General features: G+C 60.6%; 17 protein-coding genes. 9 read left to right on the top strand and 8 right to left on the bottom strand.

Going from position 1 to position 16,483, the window contains the following annotated elements:
- The first annotated feature begins 131 nt into the window (after window positions 1–131).
- Together AB4O45_RS12055 and elbB are read left to right on the top strand one after the other, a co-directional pair.
- Complete coding sequence (locus tag AB4O45_RS12055) at window positions 132–791, top strand: DedA family protein (protein WP_056791681.1); 660 nt, start codon at window positions 132–134, stop codon at window positions 789–791.
- A gap of 167 nt (window positions 792–958) precedes the next feature.
- On the top strand, window positions 959–1,627 hold the full coding sequence (gene elbB / locus AB4O45_RS12060) for an isoprenoid biosynthesis glyoxalase ElbB (RefSeq protein ID WP_016772616.1): 669 nt from the start codon (window positions 959–961) through the stop codon (window positions 1,625–1,627).
- 104 nt (window positions 1,628–1,731) lie between these two features.
- On the opposite strand, the gene AB4O45_RS12065 is transcribed toward elbB, so the two are convergent.
- Together AB4O45_RS12065 and AB4O45_RS12070 are read right to left on the bottom strand one after the other, a co-directional pair.
- Window positions 1,732–2,187 (bottom strand): YaiI/YqxD family protein, encoded by a 456-nt coding sequence (locus AB4O45_RS12065; RefSeq protein ID WP_041476910.1) that lies wholly within the window; start codon window positions 2,185–2,187, stop codon window positions 1,732–1,734.
- Window positions 2,188–2,289: 102 nt separating this feature from the next.
- Entirely contained in the window at window positions 2,290–4,188 is a 1,899-nt protein-coding gene (locus tag AB4O45_RS12070; RefSeq protein ID WP_460161432.1) for an FTR1 family protein, read from the bottom strand.
- Window positions 4,189–4,430: 242 nt separating this feature from the next.
- Between AB4O45_RS12070 and AB4O45_RS12075 the strand changes: the two genes are divergently transcribed.
- From AB4O45_RS12075 to AB4O45_RS12095, 5 genes are all read left to right on the top strand, one after another.
- Window positions 4,431–5,837, top strand: coding sequence for a COG3014 family protein (locus tag AB4O45_RS12075; protein ID WP_150637080.1), 1,407 nt, complete (start codon window positions 4,431–4,433; stop codon window positions 5,835–5,837).
- Between the two features lie 206 nt (window positions 5,838–6,043).
- Entirely contained in the window at window positions 6,044–7,438 is a 1,395-nt protein-coding gene (locus tag AB4O45_RS12080) for a COG3014 family protein (RefSeq protein ID WP_056791673.1), read from the top strand.
- Between the two features lie 16 nt (window positions 7,439–7,454).
- Window positions 7,455–7,826, top strand: coding sequence for a YcfL family protein (locus AB4O45_RS12085; protein WP_016772611.1), 372 nt, complete (start codon window positions 7,455–7,457; stop codon window positions 7,824–7,826).
- 36 nt (window positions 7,827–7,862) lie between these two features.
- The gene (gene lpoB, locus AB4O45_RS12090) at window positions 7,863–8,450 is read left to right on the top strand and encodes a penicillin-binding protein activator LpoB (RefSeq protein ID WP_016772610.1); all 588 of its coding nucleotides are present in this window, start codon (window positions 7,863–7,865) and stop codon (window positions 8,448–8,450) included.
- Window positions 8,451–8,453: 3 nt separating this feature from the next.
- On the top strand, window positions 8,454–9,200 hold the full coding sequence (locus AB4O45_RS12095; protein ID WP_460161433.1) for a penicillin-binding protein activator LpoB: 747 nt from the start codon (window positions 8,454–8,456) through the stop codon (window positions 9,198–9,200).
- A gap of 170 nt (window positions 9,201–9,370) precedes the next feature.
- Here AB4O45_RS12095 and rhtB read toward each other — a convergent pair whose 3' ends face one another.
- The 3 genes from rhtB to AB4O45_RS12110 form a co-directional block, all read right to left on the bottom strand.
- Window positions 9,371–10,003, bottom strand: coding sequence for a homoserine/homoserine lactone efflux protein (gene rhtB, locus AB4O45_RS12100; RefSeq protein WP_024014759.1), 633 nt, complete (start codon window positions 10,001–10,003; stop codon window positions 9,371–9,373).
- A 153-nt stretch (window positions 10,004–10,156) separates the two neighbouring features.
- The gene (locus tag AB4O45_RS12105) at window positions 10,157–10,738 is read right to left on the bottom strand and encodes a mechanosensitive ion channel domain-containing protein (protein WP_460161434.1); all 582 of its coding nucleotides are present in this window, start codon (window positions 10,736–10,738) and stop codon (window positions 10,157–10,159) included.
- Window positions 10,738–12,648 (bottom strand): ATP-binding cassette domain-containing protein, encoded by a 1,911-nt coding sequence (locus AB4O45_RS12110; RefSeq protein ID WP_016772606.1) that lies wholly within the window; start codon window positions 12,646–12,648, stop codon window positions 10,738–10,740. Before AB4O45_RS12110 ends, AB4O45_RS12105 begins: the two co-directional genes overlap by 1 nt.
- Before the next feature lie 50 nt (window positions 12,649–12,698).
- Here AB4O45_RS12110 and AB4O45_RS12115 point away from each other — a divergent pair, with 50 nt between their 5' ends.
- The gene (locus AB4O45_RS12115) at window positions 12,699–13,160 is read left to right on the top strand and encodes a TIGR02444 family protein (RefSeq protein ID WP_460161435.1); all 462 of its coding nucleotides are present in this window, start codon (window positions 12,699–12,701) and stop codon (window positions 13,158–13,160) included.
- On the opposite strand, the gene AB4O45_RS12120 is transcribed toward AB4O45_RS12115, so the two are convergent.
- Window positions 13,157–14,320, bottom strand: a complete 1,164-nt coding sequence (locus AB4O45_RS12120) for an AlgP family protein (RefSeq protein WP_460161436.1) — start codon at window positions 14,318–14,320, stop codon at window positions 13,157–13,159. The genes AB4O45_RS12115 and AB4O45_RS12120 overlap by 4 nt on opposite strands.
- A 192-nt stretch (window positions 14,321–14,512) precedes the next feature.
- Between AB4O45_RS12120 and AB4O45_RS12125 the strand changes: the two genes are divergently transcribed.
- Window positions 14,513–15,178 (top strand): FKBP-type peptidyl-prolyl cis-trans isomerase, encoded by a 666-nt coding sequence (locus AB4O45_RS12125; RefSeq protein WP_041476919.1) that lies wholly within the window; start codon window positions 14,513–14,515, stop codon window positions 15,176–15,178.
- Between the two features lie 58 nt (window positions 15,179–15,236).
- Here AB4O45_RS12125 and AB4O45_RS12130 read toward each other — a convergent pair whose 3' ends face one another.
- Both AB4O45_RS12130 and AB4O45_RS12135 read right to left on the bottom strand, forming a co-directional pair.
- The gene (locus tag AB4O45_RS12130; protein ID WP_016985889.1) at window positions 15,237–15,695 is read right to left on the bottom strand and encodes an Rsd/AlgQ family anti-sigma factor; all 459 of its coding nucleotides are present in this window, start codon (window positions 15,693–15,695) and stop codon (window positions 15,237–15,239) included.
- Between the two features lie 181 nt (window positions 15,696–15,876).
- Window positions 15,877–16,428, bottom strand: a complete 552-nt coding sequence (locus tag AB4O45_RS12135; RefSeq protein ID WP_460161437.1) for a disulfide bond formation protein B — start codon at window positions 16,426–16,428, stop codon at window positions 15,877–15,879.
- Between the last annotated feature and the right edge of the window lie 55 nt (window positions 16,429–16,483).

Raw genomic sequence — 16,483 nt, forward strand, 5'->3', positions numbered from 1 at the left:
TGTGTGCTCTGTGACAGGTAGCCGCAATCCATTGTCGATGTAGGAAATGTTCACGTCGAGACACATTTGGACACTTTCATGAATGTGCCCGAAGGGTTAGGCTGCGCGTTCATTTCGCCAGCACCCAGACAATGCTCCAACAATTTCTGCACGACTTTGGCTACTTTGCCTTGTTTCTCGGCACGTTCTTCGAAGGCGAAACCATTCTGGTGCTCGCAGGCTTCCTTGCGTTCCGTGGATACATGGACATCAACCTGGTGGTGGTCGTGGCGTTCTTCGGCAGTTATGCCGGTGATCAGCTGTGGTACTTCCTGGGGCGCAAGCACGGGCGCAAATTGCTTGCGCGCAAACCGCGCTGGCAGATGATGGGCGACCGTGCGCTGGAGCACATCCGCAAACATCCGGACATCTGGGTCCTGAGCTTCCGCTTCGTTTATGGCCTGCGCACGGTGATGCCGGTGGCGATCGGCCTGTCCGGTTATCCACCGGGACGTTACTTGCTGCTCAACGGCATCGGCGCGGCGATCTGGGCCACCGCCCTGGCTGCGGCGGCTTACCACTTCGGCGCAGTGCTGGAAGGCATGCTCGGCAGCATCAAGAAGTACGAGCTGTGGGTGCTCGGCGCATTGCTGATCCTCGGGCTGGGCCTGTGGCTGCGGCGCCGCTTCAAGAATGCGCAACTGGCAAAGAAAATCTATCAGGACGAGCAGCTCGCCAAGGCCGCCGAGGCCGAGCAGTTGCGTCAGGCCGAAGCGACCCCTCCTGCCGGACCGAAAACGCCAGCCGAATAAGCCATTCGCTGGCGGCTGCCACGCGCATTCCAGGCAAATAATGAACACCCCGCCGCCGTTGCGATCCATTGAGAGAGCGCTCTGTTCCCGCGCGCGTCAGCCATGCCCCTATGGCCACGCGCGACGATTTAAGGGACATTGAGCGCCATGAATCTGGAGAGAAGCCCATGAGCAAAAAAGTTGCAGTGATCCTGTCCGGCAGTGGCGTGTACGACGGCGCCGAAATCCAGGAAAGTGTCATCACCCTGCTGCGCCTCGACCAGCGCGGCGCACAGGTGCAGTGCTTCGCGCCAAACATCGCGCAATTGCATGTGATCAACCACCTGACCGGCGAAGAAATGCCGGAATCGCGCAACGTACTGGTGGAATCGGCGCGGATTGCCCGGGGCAACGTCAAGGATATCCGCGACGCCGATGTCGAGGATTTCGACGCACTGATCGTGCCCGGCGGTTTCGGCGCGGCAAAGAACCTGTCGAACTTCGCGATCGAAGGCGCCGGCTGCACCGTGCAACCTGAAGTGCTGGCCTTGGCCGAAGCATTTGCCGAAGCGGGCAAACCGGTCGGGCTGATCTGCATCTCACCGGCACTGGCGGCGAAAATCTATGGCCCAGGCGTGACCTGCACCATCGGCAACGACGCCGACACCGCTGCGGCCATGAACAAAATGGGCGCCACCCACGAAGAGTGCGCCGTGACGGAAATCGTCGAAGACAAGGCGCGCAAACTGGTCACCACCCCGGCTTACATGCTGGCGCAGACCATCAGTGAAGCGGCTTCGGGGATCAACAAACTGGTCGACCGCGTGCTCGAACTGACCCACGAAAACGACGCTTGAAATCAAAAAATCGCAGCCTTCGGCAGCTCCTACAGGTTTCGTGTCGCGCCGTGATATTGCGGCATACACCGCCCCTGTAGGAGCTGCCGCAGGCTGCGATCTTTTCAGGGCTTGCGGGTGAGCCGGGTGAGAATCCGATCCAGCGCATTGGCAAACGCCTGCTTCTCGCGCTCGCCAAACGGCGCCGGGCCGCCGCTCATCTGGCCCTGCTCCCTGAGATCGGTGAACAGATTCCGCACCGCCAGCCGCTCGCCCATGTTCTGCGCATCGAACTCCTTGCCGCGCGGATCCAGTGCCGCCACGCCCTTCTTGACCAGCCGATCGGCCAGCGGAATATCGCTGCAGATCACCAGCTCGCCCGGCACGGCGTGCTCGACCAGATAATCATCCGCCGCATCCGGCCCGCTCGGCACCACGATCAGTTTGACGATGGCCAGCCCCGGCTTGGTCTGCGGCTGCCCGGCTACCAGCACCACTTCGAACTGGCGCTTGAGGGCGAATTTCACTACAAGATCCTTCGCCGCCCGTGGACAGGCGTCGGCATCGATCCATACACGCATGTTCTTGCCTCCAAAAAATTCGCGAGCAGGCTCGCTCCCACAGGATACATACCGAACCTGTGGGAGCGAGCCTGCTCGCGAATATGAGCGCAGCGAATGCCTTTATGCAGCCGAAACCCGACGCTTCTCCGCCACCCAACTGCGCCCATACAGCACAGCAATCGCCACAATCGCCACCACCTGCGCGGTCAGCGAATAGGCATCGGCATGGATCCCCAGCCAGTCGAATTCAAAGAACGCGACCGGCCGTGTGCCGAAGATCCCGGCTTCCTGCAAGGCCTTGACGCCATGCCCGGCAAACACCACCGACAGCGCGCACAACAGCGCAGCGTTGATGCTAAAGAACAAGGTCAGCGGCAGTTTCGCCGAGCCGCGCAGAATCACCCAGGCCAGGCCGACCAGCAGCACCAGCGCCGTCGCGCCGCCGGCCAGCACGGCGTTGTGCCCGGCTGGACCGGCCTGCAGCCACAGGGTTTCGTAGAACAGGATCACTTCAAACAACTCGCGATAGACCGAGAAGAACGCCAGGATCGCAAAGCCGAAACGTCCACCGCCGCCGACCAGACTGCTTTTGATGTAATCCTGCCAGGCCGCCGCATGACGGCGGTCATGCATCCACACGCCGAGCCACAACACCATGACGCTGGCAAACAGCGCGGTGGCGCCTTCCAGCAACTCACGCTGCGAACCGCTGACGTCGATGACGTACGCCGCCAGTGCCCAGGTACCCAGACCTGCCAGCAGTGCCAGACCCCAGCCAACGTTGACACTGCGTACTGCCGATTGCTGACCGGTATTGCGCAGGAAGGCGAGGATCGCCGCCAGCACCAGAATCGCTTCCAGGCCTTCGCGCAGCAGAATCAGCAGGCCGGAGATGAAGCTCAGCGACCAGCTCAGACCATCGCTGCCCAGCAGGCCGGCGGATTCCTTGAGTTTGGCTTTGGCCGCGTCCAGACGCTGTTCGGCCTGCTCGACCGGCAGACCATCCTGCAATGACTGCCGATACGCCATCAGCGATTTTTCGGTGTCCTTGCGCACGTTGGCATCGACGTTATCCAGCGAGCTTTCGACCAGTTCGAAGCCTTCCAGATACGCCGCCACCGACAGGTCGTAGGCCTGATCGTGTTCACCGGCGCGGTAGGCCGCGAGGCTTTTCTCCAGCGTGGCGGCGGTGTAATCGAGCAACTGCGCCGGACCGCGCTTGACCTGCGGCGGTTGCGCGCGCTGGGCACGGAACGTCGCCGCGACCTCTGCGCCCTCCGCCGCCTGCACTTCGGCCGGGGTCTGCCGGGCCAGGTCAGCGATGTTGTAGACCTTGTCGGACTTGGCGGCCGCCGCATCGGCGCTGAAGCCGGCGATGTAGGTGGCCAGATCCCAGCGCTGGCGATCATCGAGCTGATCGGCGAACGCCGGCATGTCGGTGCCTTCGACGCCCTGGCCGAGGGTGCTGTAGATCGCGTACAGACTCAGGTGATCCATCCGCGCAGCGTCGCGCAGGTTGGCTGGCGCAGGGGTCAGACCGACACCGGCCGGGCCGTCGCCAGCACCAGTGTCGCCGTGGCACACCGAGCAATTTTGCGCATACAGCGGCGCACCGCGTGTCGGGTCCGGAGTGATGATCGGTGCCTGGCTGACTTCATAAGCCACCGCCAGTTTCGCCCCCAGCTGTCGGGCCTGACGGGCGACATCAGCACCGTCCTGCTTCGCAGTGATGGCGGCGTGCAAAGATTCGACGCCCTGTTCCAGCGCGGCTTTTTCCGGTTTGGCTGGCAATGCAGTGATCAAGCCTTGCAGAACCTGGGTGAATTCCAGCTGCTCGCGGTATTCGCCATCGTCGATGACTTTGCCTGCCGCGACCGTCGGCGGGTAATCGGCACTGATGTAATCGAGCAGGTGCAACGCTTGCGGCGCGCCTTCCACGGTATCGGCCAGCAGCGGCAGGCTGCTCAGGGACAATAACGGGAACAGCAGCCAGGCCAGCAATCGGGACGAGGCAGTCATGAACGAATCTCAAATGGAAATGCGAAGTTACATATTGTTCACTTCGAAGACATTTCTCTCAAGCTTTGTCGGCGTTTCGCTTTGATTGGCAGGAAATACCCGGCAGACGGCAGCAGCGTTTGTCGCCGAGTATTGCCGCACTGCCCGCTGCCGATTGACGCTCGATCAAGATCGCAGCCATTTGCCACCATCCACTTTATACTGCCCGCCCCAGAGCATTTGCGCGCAAGGAATCAACCTCAATGCGGAGTCTTCCGTTCGTTTTGCTGCTTTGCGTCGCTGTTCAGTTGAGCGGTTGTGCCGCCTATCGCAACTACGATCTTGAAATGCAGCAGACCACCGAGCAAATGACCCGGGGCAATCTGACCGGGGCTCTGGCACTGGTGGAAATGAACAACCCGTGGGAAGACAAGGATCTGCTGTATTACCTGGAAAAAGGCGCGATCCTCAGCGCTGGCAGTGCCCTGCCCGACAGCCAGGACGCCTGGCGCAATGCCGACCGCATGATCTTCCAGCGCGAGGAAGCCAACCCGTCCGGCGCGATGAAATTACTGGCCCGTTTCGGTGATGAAATGGGCACGATGCTGGTCAACGACAAGCTGCGGCGCTATGAAGGCTACGATTACGAAAAGGTCATGTTGACTACGCAAATGGCCTTGAACCAGCTATCCGTCAATGACTTTGCCGGCGCCCGCGCAGACATCAGGAAAACCCACGAACGCGAAGCATTGATCGCCCGCCAGCGTGAAAAGCAATACGAAGCGGCCGAGGAACAGGCAAAAGCTCAAGGCAAAGTTCTCCATTACAAGGAACTGGAAGGCTACCCGGTCGCCTTGCTTGATGCGCCGCAGGTCGTTGAGCTGAAAAACGGCTATCAGAGTGCGTTCAGCCACTATCTGGCCGGATTCACCTATGAAGCCCTCGGCGAACGCGCCCTCGCGGCGGCCGGTTATCGTCAGGCGATCGAACTGCGGCCGGATATGCCCTTGCTGCAAAAGGCCCTGCGCAATCTCGACAAACCGCCAGCGAAAGCCGATGAAAGCGATGTGTTGCTGATTATCCAGAGTGGCCTGGCCCCGGCTCGCAGCTCCGTGCAGGTGCCGATCCCGGTTCGTCTGAACGAAACGCTGGTCATCATTGCGCCCATTTCATTCCCGGTGATGGTGCCGGACGCGGTCACACCCAACTTCAGCCATATCACCGTAGACGGTCGCAAACAGCCGTTGGTAGTGATCAATAGCGTGACCGATATGTCCATGCGCACACTGCGCGACGACATGCCGCAAATCATCTCGCGGGCGATGTTCCGCGCCAACATGGCCGCCATCGGTCAAGCGCAGGAAAACGAGCGCAACCCGGCGAAAGCCTCGTTGATCGTCACTCAGCATGATCCGTTCGAAGAAGCCGACACCCGCACATGGCGAGCGTTGCCGGACAAGACGCTGGTCGCCCGCCTGCGCTTGAAAAAAGGCCTGCATACCTTCCGTTTTGCGCCTGCGTCCATCGACCACCCTTTTGAAATGCGCGTCGACCAGGACCGCCAGATTCTGCACCTGCGGGTATTCCGGGATCAGGTCTATACCGTCGGATCAGCCTTTGTACCGAATCAAAAACCCGCGTCGGATACACCCGCTTCTGCGGAGAAGTGATGGCACCGCATCTGAAAATGCACCCAAAAAGCTATTACATAGCCATCACCCCACGTTTATAATGCCGCGCCCTCGCCCAGCGAGCCGGCATCAAAAGCTCCTCACGCATGAGGAATTGGCAGGAGGCCAGCGCCACCGTCGATAGGTCACACCAGCCCGACCAGCACACGCGGCTGCAAGTTTTGTTACTCAGGGAAGAAGTACCCATGGCATTCCGCGCTCCCATGCTGCTCGCGCTCAGCGCCGTCACGCTGTTGTCCGGCTGCGCAGCGTTTCGCAACTACGATTCCGAACTGGCCCAGACCAATCAGCAACTGGCATCCGGCAACGTCGACGCCGCGCTGACCCTGCTGGAAAAGAACAACACCGGCACCGACAAAGACCTGCTCTATTACTTCGAGAAAGGCGAACTGCTGCGCGCCAAGGGCGACCTGTCAGGCAGCCAGAACGCGTGGGGCAGCGCCGATCAGGTGGTCGGTCAATGGGAAGACGCGGTCAAGCTCGACTCGGCCAAGTACCTGGCGCAGTTCGGCAGCTTCATCGTCAACGACAAGGTGCGTCGCTACGAAGGCTATGACTACGAAAAAGTCATGCTGACCACGCAGATGGCTCTGAACCTGTTGGCGGTCAACGATTTCGATGGTGCCCGCACGGCGATCAAAAAGACTCACGAACGCGAAGCAGTGATCGCTGACCTGCGCGACAAGGAATACCTCAAGAGCGAAGAACAGGCCGAGAAAGAAGGCATCAAGACCCAGTACAAGGATCTGCAGGGTTATCCGGTGGCCAGCCTCGACGCGCCGGAAGTGGTCGGCCTGAAAAACAGCTACCAGAGTGCGTTCAGCCATTACCTGGCCGGTTTCGTTTACGAAGCCCTGGGCGAGAAGGATCTGGCCGCGCCGGGTTATCGCAAGGCTGCCGAATTGCGCCCGAACACGCCGCTGCTCGAGCAGGCGCTGGTCAACCTCGACAAGCCTTCCAAATCCGATGACAGCGACATTCTCATCGTCGTGCAGAGCGGTCTGGCCCCGGCCCGTGACTCGATTCGCGTACCGCTGCCGCTGCCGATTTCCAACAACGTGGTGATCACCCCGTTGTCGTTCCCGATCATCAAACCGGACACCTCCACCGCGCCTTTTGCGCAGATCGGCGTCGACGGCAAGCAGGTCGACCTGACCGCACTGAACAGCACCACCGCCATGTCCCGCCGCGCTCTGCGTGATGACATGCCGGGGATCATCGTGCGCACCACCGTGCGCGCGATCACCAAAGGCGTGGCGCAGAAGCAGATCAACGAAACCAATCCGCTGGCCGGTCTCGCTGTGGGTATTTCTTCAGCAGTGCTCGAAGGTGCCGATACCCGTACATGGCGCACCCTGCCGGACAACACCCAAGTGGTGCGTCTGCGCCTGAAAAAAGGTGAGCATCAGGTTACCCTGCCGAGCGCCGTCGGCGGCTCGGTGGTCAAGGTCACCGTCGACCAGCGTTACCAAGTGATCAGCCTGCGTGCCGTGGGCAACCAGGTATTCGCTGGCGGCATCGCTGCTCACGTAATGCCGAGCGCTGCCGCGACCAACGTCGCCAGCCTCAAACAACCTTAAGAACGGAGTCTTTGCAATGCGCTTGAAGATCATCGCCGTCGCCGCCCTCGCCTTGCTGGCAGGCTGCGCCACCCCGCCACCACCTGAGCCGGGCAGCGCCGCGAGCAAAGTCGTGGCCATGGGCCCGCAGAAACACATCGTCGTCGGCGCCATGCGCGTGGCTCGTGAAAACGGCTTCATGACCGTCAACGTGCAGTTGAGCAACACCCTTAACAGCAACAAGATTTTCTACTACCGCTTCGCCTGGCTCGGCGCCGAAGGTTTCCCGGTTGCCGAAGAAGAAGTGTGGAAAAGCCAGATGATGTACGGCGCCCAGACCAGCTTCATTCAGGCCATCGCCCCGACCCCGAAAGCCGTGGATTTCCGTCTGGAAATCAAGACGCCTTAAGCCCGCCACCCTATTTCTGATTGAGAGAGCTTTCTCATGTTTGCACGCTTTTCCTGCATCGCCGTCATCGCCCTGCTCGCCTCCGGTTGCGCCAACACCTCGCCGACCCTGGGCAGCAAGAACATCAGCTACGGCGACACCAAAGCGGTTGAAACCGTGACCAACGAATTCGGTTCGACCGACCTGCAAATGATCGCCGAGTCGATGACCCGCTCGCTGGCCCAGTCCGGCATTCTGCAGGGCCGTCCGGTGGTTCAGGTCTACGATGTGAAGAACAAGACCAGCGAGTACATCGACACCCGCGAAATCACCACCAGCATCAAGACCCAACTGATGAAAACCGGTGTTGCGCGCTTCGCCAGCGACAACAATGCAATGCAGAGCCAGGTCGACCAGCTCAAGCTGCAAAACCAGAGCGGCCTGTACAAGAAAAGCACCGTGGCCAAGACCGGCAACATGGTTGCCGCCAAGTACCGCATCGAAGGCTCGATCAGCTCGATCGTCAAGCGCAGCAGCGACTACAAGGACGTCTTCTACAAATTCAGCCTGCAGTTGATCGACGTCGAAAGCGGTCTGGCCGAGTGGATGGACGAAAAAGAGATCCGCAAAACCACGGAGCGTTAATCGATGCGCACATGGATTGGCATGATGGCCCTGGCTTGCGCGTTCAGCGCGCAGGCGGCCCCGAAAGTGGCGGTGACGGATCTGGCGTATCAGGAGCGCGTGGAGCAATACATCCACATCGTTTCGGCGCAGAGTAATCATCGTGAGAGTTACTACAGCGCCAGCGGCTCTTCGAGCTACAACGAGATCGAAGCGACCACCAGCTACATCGAACAGGGCGAGTTGCGCAAATTCACCGGCGACATCAAGGGTGAAATCCTGCGTACCGGCATGTTCCAGCTGGTCCAGGGCACGCCGTATACCGCCTCATCCAAAGGCGACGTGTATGACGTGATCAAGCGCATCAAGGCCGGCAACTTCAAAGGCGCCGACTACGTACTGTTCGGCACCGTGTCCGACATCGATTTCACCCAGGACATCAACGAGCTGGCGCACACCGACAGCTACTCGGCGGTGCTGGGCCTGACGCTGGTGGCGGATTTCAGTCTGATCAACACCAAGACCTACGAGATCACCTCGGCCTTCACGGCGATGGGTGAAGCGCAGGACACCAAACTGGTGAACCACCGCGACATCAAGATCTCGCTGAACCGTCCGCGGGTGGTGCGTGAGGTGTCCAAGGCTTTGGGCGAAGACGTGGCCGGGCAACTGAGCATGCAGCTCGGTAGTGGTGACGGTTATGAGCAGCCGCGTGAAGCGCCGCAGCGCAATAATCTGCCGCGTGATACGGCGCCGGTGATTTTACGCTGAGCCGGATCTGAGGACTTTTGTGGCGAAGGGCTCTGTGGCGAGGGGATTTATCCCCGTTGGGTCGCGAAGCGGCCCTCGCTATTGATTCAAGAAAAGCTCGCTTGCCCCGATGTCTCGGTAGAAATGAAAAAGGCGACCTCATGAGGTCGCCTTTTTTCTGCCCGGACGGTTTACGCCGCCGCTTTGCGCAACGTCGCCATGAACGCCGCCGCGCCAATGAACAATCCGGCAAAGGTGCGGTTCATGCGCTTCTGCTGCTTGGGCGTGCGCAACAGGCGCAGCACCTTCGACGCCAGTCCGGTGTAGCCGGCCATGACAATCAGATCGACGAAAACCATGGTCACGCCGATCACCACATACTGAATCAGCAGCGGTGCATGGGGATTGATGAACTGCGGCAACACCGCGAGCATGAACACCAACGCCTTGGGGTTGCTGATGTTCACCAGAAAGCCGCGAAACACCAAAGCCAGCGGCTTGCCGATCGGCCGCACTGCGGCGTCATCGCTCATGTCCATGGGCAGCGCCCGCCATTGCTTGATCGCCAGGTAAACCAGATAGGCGACACCGAACCATTTGATCGCATGGAATGCTGTGGCCGAAGCGGTGAGCACAGCGCCAACACCCGCGCCGACAATCGCGATCTGCACCGCCAGACCGATCTGCAGGCCCAGTGCGTTCCAGTAGCCGCGCCAGAACCCGTATTGCAGACCGCTGGACATCGACGCGATGGCGCCCGCGCCCGGGGACAGGCTGATCACCCAGCAGGCGGCAAAAAATGCCAGCCATGTTTGAAGCTCCATCGCACACCTCGGCTGATGCTGTAACAAGTCGTCAAAACTAATGCTGTTTGGGGCTAAAAGCAAAAGATCGCAGCCTTCGGCAGCTCCTACAGGGATCGTATTCCAAATGTAGGAGCTGCCGAAGGCTGCGATCTTTTGATCTTGCTGGAAAAGCTACTTCTCAAAGCCACTCGACGGAAACACATCTGTCCCGCGCCAACGCCGCACCGAACGCTGGAAGAACAGGCTGTTCGGCACCTGCACCATGGCGCTGCCGGTGCCCAACTCTTCGGCCTCGACCAGCGTGGTGTAGAGCAGATTGATCGCGATCACCCGGCCTTTGACGCCAGGCTTGTCGGTGGTATCCACCAGCTCGACTACGTCGCCGAGGCGGAACGGCCCGACGGTGAAGATCAGAATGGCGCAGAGCAAATTCGACAGCACACTCCACATGGCGAAGAACGCCACCGCCGCCACCGCGACAAATCCCGACAGCGCCGTCCACAGCACCGTGGCCGAAACGCCGAGGCGCTCGAGCACGAAGATCAGCGCGCTGCCCATGATCAGCCAGCGCAACACGCCACGTAGCGGCATCAGCAACTGCGGTGGGAACGGATAGCGCTCACCGAGCCGAGTGAGGCCTTTGGCAACGAAACGCTGGGTCAGGTAACCGGCCAGCAGAATCAGCAGAATCTGCGCGGTGAACCAGATCGGCTCGACCCACACCGCCGCAAAGGGCAGCTTGAAGGCTTCCATCAGGACAACGCCTCCAGCTCCGCCTGCATGCTTTCCAGGGTTTCCAGCGCTTCCATCCAGGCTTCTTCCAGCTCGGCTTCACGCACCTTCAATTTGGCCTGTTCGGCGAGCAGATCACGCAATTCATTTTTGCGTGCCGGCTCGTAGATATCGCTGTCACCCAGGCTGGCATCGACCTTGGCCAGTTTCTCGTGAAGCTTGCCCAGTTCGGCTTCGAGCTTGTCGGCCTCGCGCTTGTGCGGCGCCAGTTGCTGACGCAACGCTGCCGCTGCTTGGCGTTGCGCTTTCTTGTCGGTCTTGTCCGGGTTGACCGGCGTGTTGCTGACCGGCGCATTGCGCTGACGGTATTCCACCAGCCAGCGTGCGTAGTCTTCGAGATCGCCATCGAACTCTTCGACCTTGCCGTCGGCAACCAGATAGAAGTTGTCGGTGGTGCTCTTGAGCAAGTGCCGATCGTGAGAAACCACCAGCACCGCACCGCTGAATTCCTGCAGGGCCATGGTCAGCGCCAGACGCATTTCCAGGTCGAGGTGGTTGGTCGGTTCGTCGAGCAGCAACAGGTTCGGCCGCTCCCAGGCGATCAGCGCGAGAGCCAGACGGGCCTTCTCGCCACCGGAGAAATTCAGCACCGGCTCATCGATGCGTGCGCCCCGGAAGTCGAAGCCGCCGAGGAAGTCACGCAGGGTCTGCTCGCGCTCACCCGGCGCCAGACGCTGCAAATGCAGCAACGGGCTGGCCTTGGAATCCAGCGAGTCGAGCTGATGCTGAGCGAAGTAGCCGACCACGGTGTTTTCGCCACGGGTCAGGCGCCCGGCCAGCGGTTCGAGCTCGCCGGCGAGGTTCTTGATCAGCGTCGATTTACCCGCACCGTTCGGCCCAAGCAGACCGATCCGCGCACCCGGGGTCAGTTGCAGCTTGACCTTCTCGAGGATGGTCTTGTCGCCGTAGCCCAAGCGTGCATCGGACAGGTCGATCAGCGGACTGGAGATCTTGGTCGACTCGCGGAAAACAAAGTCGAACGGCGAATCGACGTGGGCCGCCGACAATTCTTCCATGCGCTCCAGCGCCTTGATCCGGCTCTGCGCCTGACGGGCCTTGGTCGCTTGCGCCTTGAAGCGGGCGATGTAGCTTTCCATGTGCGCACGCTGCGCCTGCTGCTTCTCGTAGGCCTGTTGCTGCTGGGCCAGACGCTCGGCGCGGGCGCGTTCGAAGGCGGTGTAGCCGCCGCGGTAGAGGGTCAGTTTGCGCTGATCGACATGGGCGACGTGATCGACCACTTCGTCGAGGAAATCCCGGTCGTGGGAAATCAGCAGCAAGGTGCCCGGATAACTCTTCAGCCACTCTTCGAGCCAGATGATCGCGTCGAGATCCAAGTGGTTGGTCGGTTCGTCGAGCAGCAGCAGATCCGACGGGCACATCAGTGCCTGCGCCAGATTCAGACGCATCCGCCAGCCACCGGAGAAATCGCCTACCTGACGATCCATCTGCTCATTGGTGAACCCAAGACCGGCGAGCAGCTTGCGCGCCCGCGCATCGGCGGTGTAACCGTCGGCGCTGTCGAGTTCGGCATGCAGACGCGCCAGTGCGGTGCCGTCATGGGCCTCCTCGGCAGCGGCAAGCTCGCGTTGCACCTCGCGCAGACGCAGGTCGCCATCGAGCACATAATCGACCGCCAGGCGCTCGAGGGTGTCGACCTCCTGACGCATGTGCGCAATGCGCCAGTCGGCCGGCAGCAGGCAGTCGCCCGAATCCGGGTGCAACTCGCCGCGCAGCAGGGCGAACAGGCTGGATTTGCCGGCACCGTTGGCGCCGATGAGGCCGGCTTTGTGGCCGGCGTGCAGGGTCAGCTCGGCGTCTTCTAGCAGACGTTGCGGGCCACGCTGTAAAGTCAGGTTCTGAAGTCGGATCATAATGGCGGCGGAGTCTACCAGCTTCGCTCACAACTGGCGCGAGTAGCACGATGTCCTCTGACCTGTGGAGCTTTGCCCTTGATGTCTACGCCCGCCCGGGTGTGGAAGATGCCTGCCTGCAATTGCAAACGGCGGGCGCCAATGTCTGCCTGCTGCTGTGCGGTTTGTGGCTGGAGCAGCGCGCGGTGGCCTGCGATCAGCCGCGCGTACGCTTGCTCAAGGCCTTGACCGCGCCATGGGATATCGAAGTGGTGCAGCCGCTGCGAACCCTGCGCCTGCAATGGAAAGCGCGGGCCGTCGACGATGCGGTGGTGGCCGGCATGCGCGGGCAGATCAAATCACTGGAGCTTGAAGCTGAGCGCACCTTGCTTTCACGCCTTGAAGGTGTGGCGCAGGAGTGGACGCGCAACGATGCAGGTTCGGTGACCTGGCTTGAAGACCTGGCCGGCAATGCCGCCAGCCTGAACCGCGACGCGCTGCAAGTGCTGCGCGTCGCGGCAACCGGCACTTAGGAAGCGCTGGTCGGGGTGCTGCTGACGTTCGACGAAGCGGCTGGTGCTGGCGCAGTCGAAGGGGTCGAGTGGGCGGCGGACGACGGTGCCGACGCAGCTGGAGCAGCCGGGGTAGCGGCAGTGGCAGGCTTGGCCGCTGGAGCGGTGGCCGGTTTGGTCGCGGCTGGCTTGGCAGCTGCAGGCTTTTTCACCGCTGGTTTTGCGGCTGGCTTGGCGGCCGGTTTTGCAGCAGCGGTCGCAGGCTTGGCAGCAGGCTTGGCGGCCGGTTTCACAGCGGTTTTTGCCGCAGGTTTTGCTGCCGATGTTGCGGCTGGTTTGGCAGCCGGTTTTACCGCCACTTTCGCAGCAGGTTTGGCGGTAGCCGGCTTGGCCGCAGTCTTGGCAGCAGGTTTTGCTGCTGGTTTCGCTGCTGGTTTCGCTGCTGCTTTGGCAGCAGGTTTGGCAGCTGCGGTTTTCGCCGGTGCAGCTTTGCTCGCGGCCGGTTTCGCAGCGGCTTTGGCAGGGGTTGCTTTCACTGCTGGCCTGGCTGCAGCAGGTTTGGCTGCGGTGGTTTTAGCCGCCGGTTTTGCGGCGCTCGCCGCCGGCTTCTTCGCTGCAGTTTTCGCCGCTGGTTTGGCAGCCGCTTTCACTGGCGCCTTGGCCGCTGGTTTGGCGGCGGTTTTCGCAACAGCAGGTTTCGCCGCAGCGGTCTTCGCCGGGGCTTTGCTTGCAGCAGGTTTGGCAGCGACTTTCTTCGCTGGTGCTGCTGCCGGTTTGGCCGAGCGCGACGACAGAACTTTGCCCACTGCTTCCTGAACGCGGCCAACACCCTGGGCCAGTTTCAGGCTTTCCTGGGCATCGCGCTTGAGCTGCAGAATGTAGCTGCGGGTCTCGGACTGACGATCTTTCAAAGCGTCCAGCAGGTCTTCGAGTTCTTTCACGGAAGACTTGGCTTTGTTCTGAGCCTTGGCTTTGCCGGCAGTGGCGGCGTCCTGCAACTTGGTGCGCGATTTGTGCAGTTTTTCCTGCGCCTTGCCACGCTGTTTTTCCAGCTTGGCGAGCAGTTTTTCAGCATCAGCCAAGGCTTGCGAGCAAGCGTTTTCCAAATGCTCGAGCAGGCTGCCCGACAACTGTTGGAGTAGGTGCAACGGAGTATTTACAGGCTTCTTGGTGGCCGACATGGTTTACCTCCTGGCTGACGTGAGTGCGGCTCATACTAGACCTCTGCTGATACCGCCGCTAGGGCATGTTGACAGTATCTGCACCGTTGCGTTGCACCGCAGCCGAAATGTTCTGCGCCGAGGAAAAAGCAGTTCACCGATGCAGACGTTTGCACTGGCATAATCCCCCGCATCTCAGGTCGGAGAGTGCCCATGTCGCGCTACTTTATTTTGTCCCTCTGCGTGTTTTTTTCGACGGCGTATGCCGATGAAAAAACCACGGCGAACGATGCTCATGATCTGGCTTACAGCCTCGGTGCCAGCCTCGGCGAACGACTGCGCCAAGAGGTGCCGCAGTTGCAGATCCAGGCGCTGATCGAAGGTCTGCAACAGGCGTATCAGGGCAAGCCACTGGCGCTGAGTGAAGCGCGTATCGAACAGATTCTGGCCGACCATGAATCGCAAAATGCCGAGCAGGCTTCACGGCAGTCGAGCGATGCTGCGATGGAAAACGAGCAACGCTTTCTCAGCACAGAAAAAGCCAAACCGGGGGTGAAGGAACTGGCCGATGGCATCCTTCTGACTGAACTGGTTCCGGGCACTGGCGCCAAGGCCGGCCCGGACGGCAAAGTGCAGGTGCTGTATGTCGGCAAGCTGCCGGACGGCACCGTGTTCGATCAGAACACCCAGCCGCAATGGTTCAACCTCGACAGCGTGATTGCCGGTTGGCGCACCGCCTTGCAGAACATGCCGGTGGGGGCGAAATGGCGGCTGGTGATTCCATCGGATCAAGCCTATGGCGCCGACGGTGCCGGCGACCTGATTGCGCCGTTCACGCCTCTGGTTTTTGAAGTGGAGTTGCGTGGCGCGACGAGCTGATCAGGCATAAAAAAACGGTGCGCTTGCGGGCGCACCGTTTTTTCATGAAGGACGTGGATCAGGCCTGAACCGGATCTTCTTCCTTGTGTGCCGTGTGCAGCACTTCTATCAGGCAGTCTTCAAGTTCAAAGCGCTCGTGCAGCAAGCCGCCCAATTCCTTGAATTTCTCCGCAACGCATTTGCCTTCATCGCACAGATCATTGAAGGCCAGCAGCTTCTCGGTAATGACGTCGATGCGCGGGTAGATGGTCTCGGCGAGTTCCAGACCGCGCTTGTCGTTGAACGCCTTGGCTTCGCCAGTCAGCTGTTCATAGATTTCGAAGTGCCCCGCCGATACGTAATCGACCAGCACTCCGCAGAACTCCTGCAAAGGCTTGCGGCTCTCGGACAGCGACTCAGGCTGCGCACCGAGCTTGTCGTAGGCGCCGATCAGCTCTTCACGCTCCTGCAACCAGCGGTCGATCAGCAGATGAACCCCACCCCAACGTTCCTGAGCATTCTGACAACTTTCGAGCATGGCGATCTCTCTTCCCTTGTGGGTCATGCTGCTCTACACCCGCGCCCCTGTTCTGATTTGACTGGTGGACGATCGGGCAGAGCGTCATCGAGCAACATAAATCCAATGACACGTGCCGGCCAGATTATGCCCGCACGCCTATGGCTTCAAGGTACGCAGGAGATAAAGTTCATACAAGTGTTTAATCCCTGACCAGCAGGTGGTGCGACGCTTCGTCGCTGACCGGTCGTTGCAGAGCGCTCCAGATCAGACGCAACAACTGATAAACCGCAAGGATCGACACACCGACAAAAAACAGCAGGCTCCATTCGGGGATGCTCAAATCGAACAGTGTCCAGGAAATATCCGCACAATCAGCGCCGCCGTTGAACATCCGTTGCAAGGCGCAGATCCACGGCAGTTCGCTGAACAGTGACTCCACGGTGGGCGAGCATTTGACCAGTTGCAGCATGGAGTCACTCTGAATCAACACCTGCCGCCACGCAGCGGTGGTTCCCCCCAGACTGGCGCCGAGCGCAAACAGCCAGTACCACCATAAGCCAACGCGCCGGGGGCCATGCACCGCCGCCACGCCGCAGCCGATGCACAGCAATGTGAGGAACAACCGCTGCACCAGGCACAGACTGCAAGGCGTCAGTCCGACCGCGTATTCGAGGTAATAGGAAGCTCCCAGAGCAAAGGCCCCCGCAATGAAAGCCATGAAGAACAAGGAGCGTGAGCAGGCCAACGACATGGCTTTTCCGTAACAGTAGAGACAGACGGTTACGGTAGAGGAAAGCGTGTCAGCC

This window comes from Pseudomonas sp. S2_B10 (assembly GCF_054668425.1).

What these genes read in the sequence shown, in the direction of transcription:
- AB4O45_RS12055 (WP_056791681.1), top strand. Translation starts at nt 132, where the DNA reads ATGCTCCAACAATTTCTGCACGACTTTGGCTACTTTGCCTTGTTTCTC.
- elbB (WP_016772616.1), top strand. Translation starts at nt 959, where the DNA reads ATGAGCAAAAAAGTTGCAGTGATCCTGTCCGGCAGTGGCGTGTACGAC.
- AB4O45_RS12065 (WP_041476910.1), bottom strand. Translation starts at nt 2,187, where the DNA reads ATGCGTGTATGGATCGATGCCGACGCCTGTCCACGGGCGGCGAAGGAT.
- AB4O45_RS12070 (WP_460161432.1), bottom strand. Translation starts at nt 4,188, where the DNA reads ATGACTGCCTCGTCCCGATTGCTGGCCTGGCTGCTGTTCCCGTTATTG.
- AB4O45_RS12075 (WP_150637080.1), top strand. Translation starts at nt 4,431, where the DNA reads ATGCGGAGTCTTCCGTTCGTTTTGCTGCTTTGCGTCGCTGTTCAGTTG.
- AB4O45_RS12080 (WP_056791673.1), top strand. Translation starts at nt 6,044, where the DNA reads ATGGCATTCCGCGCTCCCATGCTGCTCGCGCTCAGCGCCGTCACGCTG.
- AB4O45_RS12085 (WP_016772611.1), top strand. Translation starts at nt 7,455, where the DNA reads ATGCGCTTGAAGATCATCGCCGTCGCCGCCCTCGCCTTGCTGGCAGGC.
- lpoB (WP_016772610.1), top strand. Translation starts at nt 7,863, where the DNA reads ATGTTTGCACGCTTTTCCTGCATCGCCGTCATCGCCCTGCTCGCCTCC.
- AB4O45_RS12095 (WP_460161433.1), top strand. Translation starts at nt 8,454, where the DNA reads ATGCGCACATGGATTGGCATGATGGCCCTGGCTTGCGCGTTCAGCGCG.
- rhtB (WP_024014759.1), bottom strand. Translation starts at nt 10,003, where the DNA reads ATGGAGCTTCAAACATGGCTGGCATTTTTTGCCGCCTGCTGGGTGATC.
- AB4O45_RS12105 (WP_460161434.1), bottom strand. Translation starts at nt 10,738, where the DNA reads ATGGAAGCCTTCAAGCTGCCCTTTGCGGCGGTGTGGGTCGAGCCGATC.
- AB4O45_RS12110 (WP_016772606.1), bottom strand. Translation starts at nt 12,648, where the DNA reads ATGATCCGACTTCAGAACCTGACTTTACAGCGTGGCCCGCAACGTCTG.
- AB4O45_RS12115 (WP_460161435.1), top strand. Translation starts at nt 12,699, where the DNA reads ATGTCCTCTGACCTGTGGAGCTTTGCCCTTGATGTCTACGCCCGCCCG.
- AB4O45_RS12120 (WP_460161436.1), bottom strand. Translation starts at nt 14,320, where the DNA reads ATGTCGGCCACCAAGAAGCCTGTAAATACTCCGTTGCACCTACTCCAA.
- AB4O45_RS12125 (WP_041476919.1), top strand. Translation starts at nt 14,513, where the DNA reads ATGTCGCGCTACTTTATTTTGTCCCTCTGCGTGTTTTTTTCGACGGCG.
- AB4O45_RS12130 (WP_016985889.1), bottom strand. Translation starts at nt 15,695, where the DNA reads ATGCTCGAAAGTTGTCAGAATGCTCAGGAACGTTGGGGTGGGGTTCAT.
- AB4O45_RS12135 (WP_460161437.1), bottom strand. Translation starts at nt 16,428, where the DNA reads ATGTCGTTGGCCTGCTCACGCTCCTTGTTCTTCATGGCTTTCATTGCG.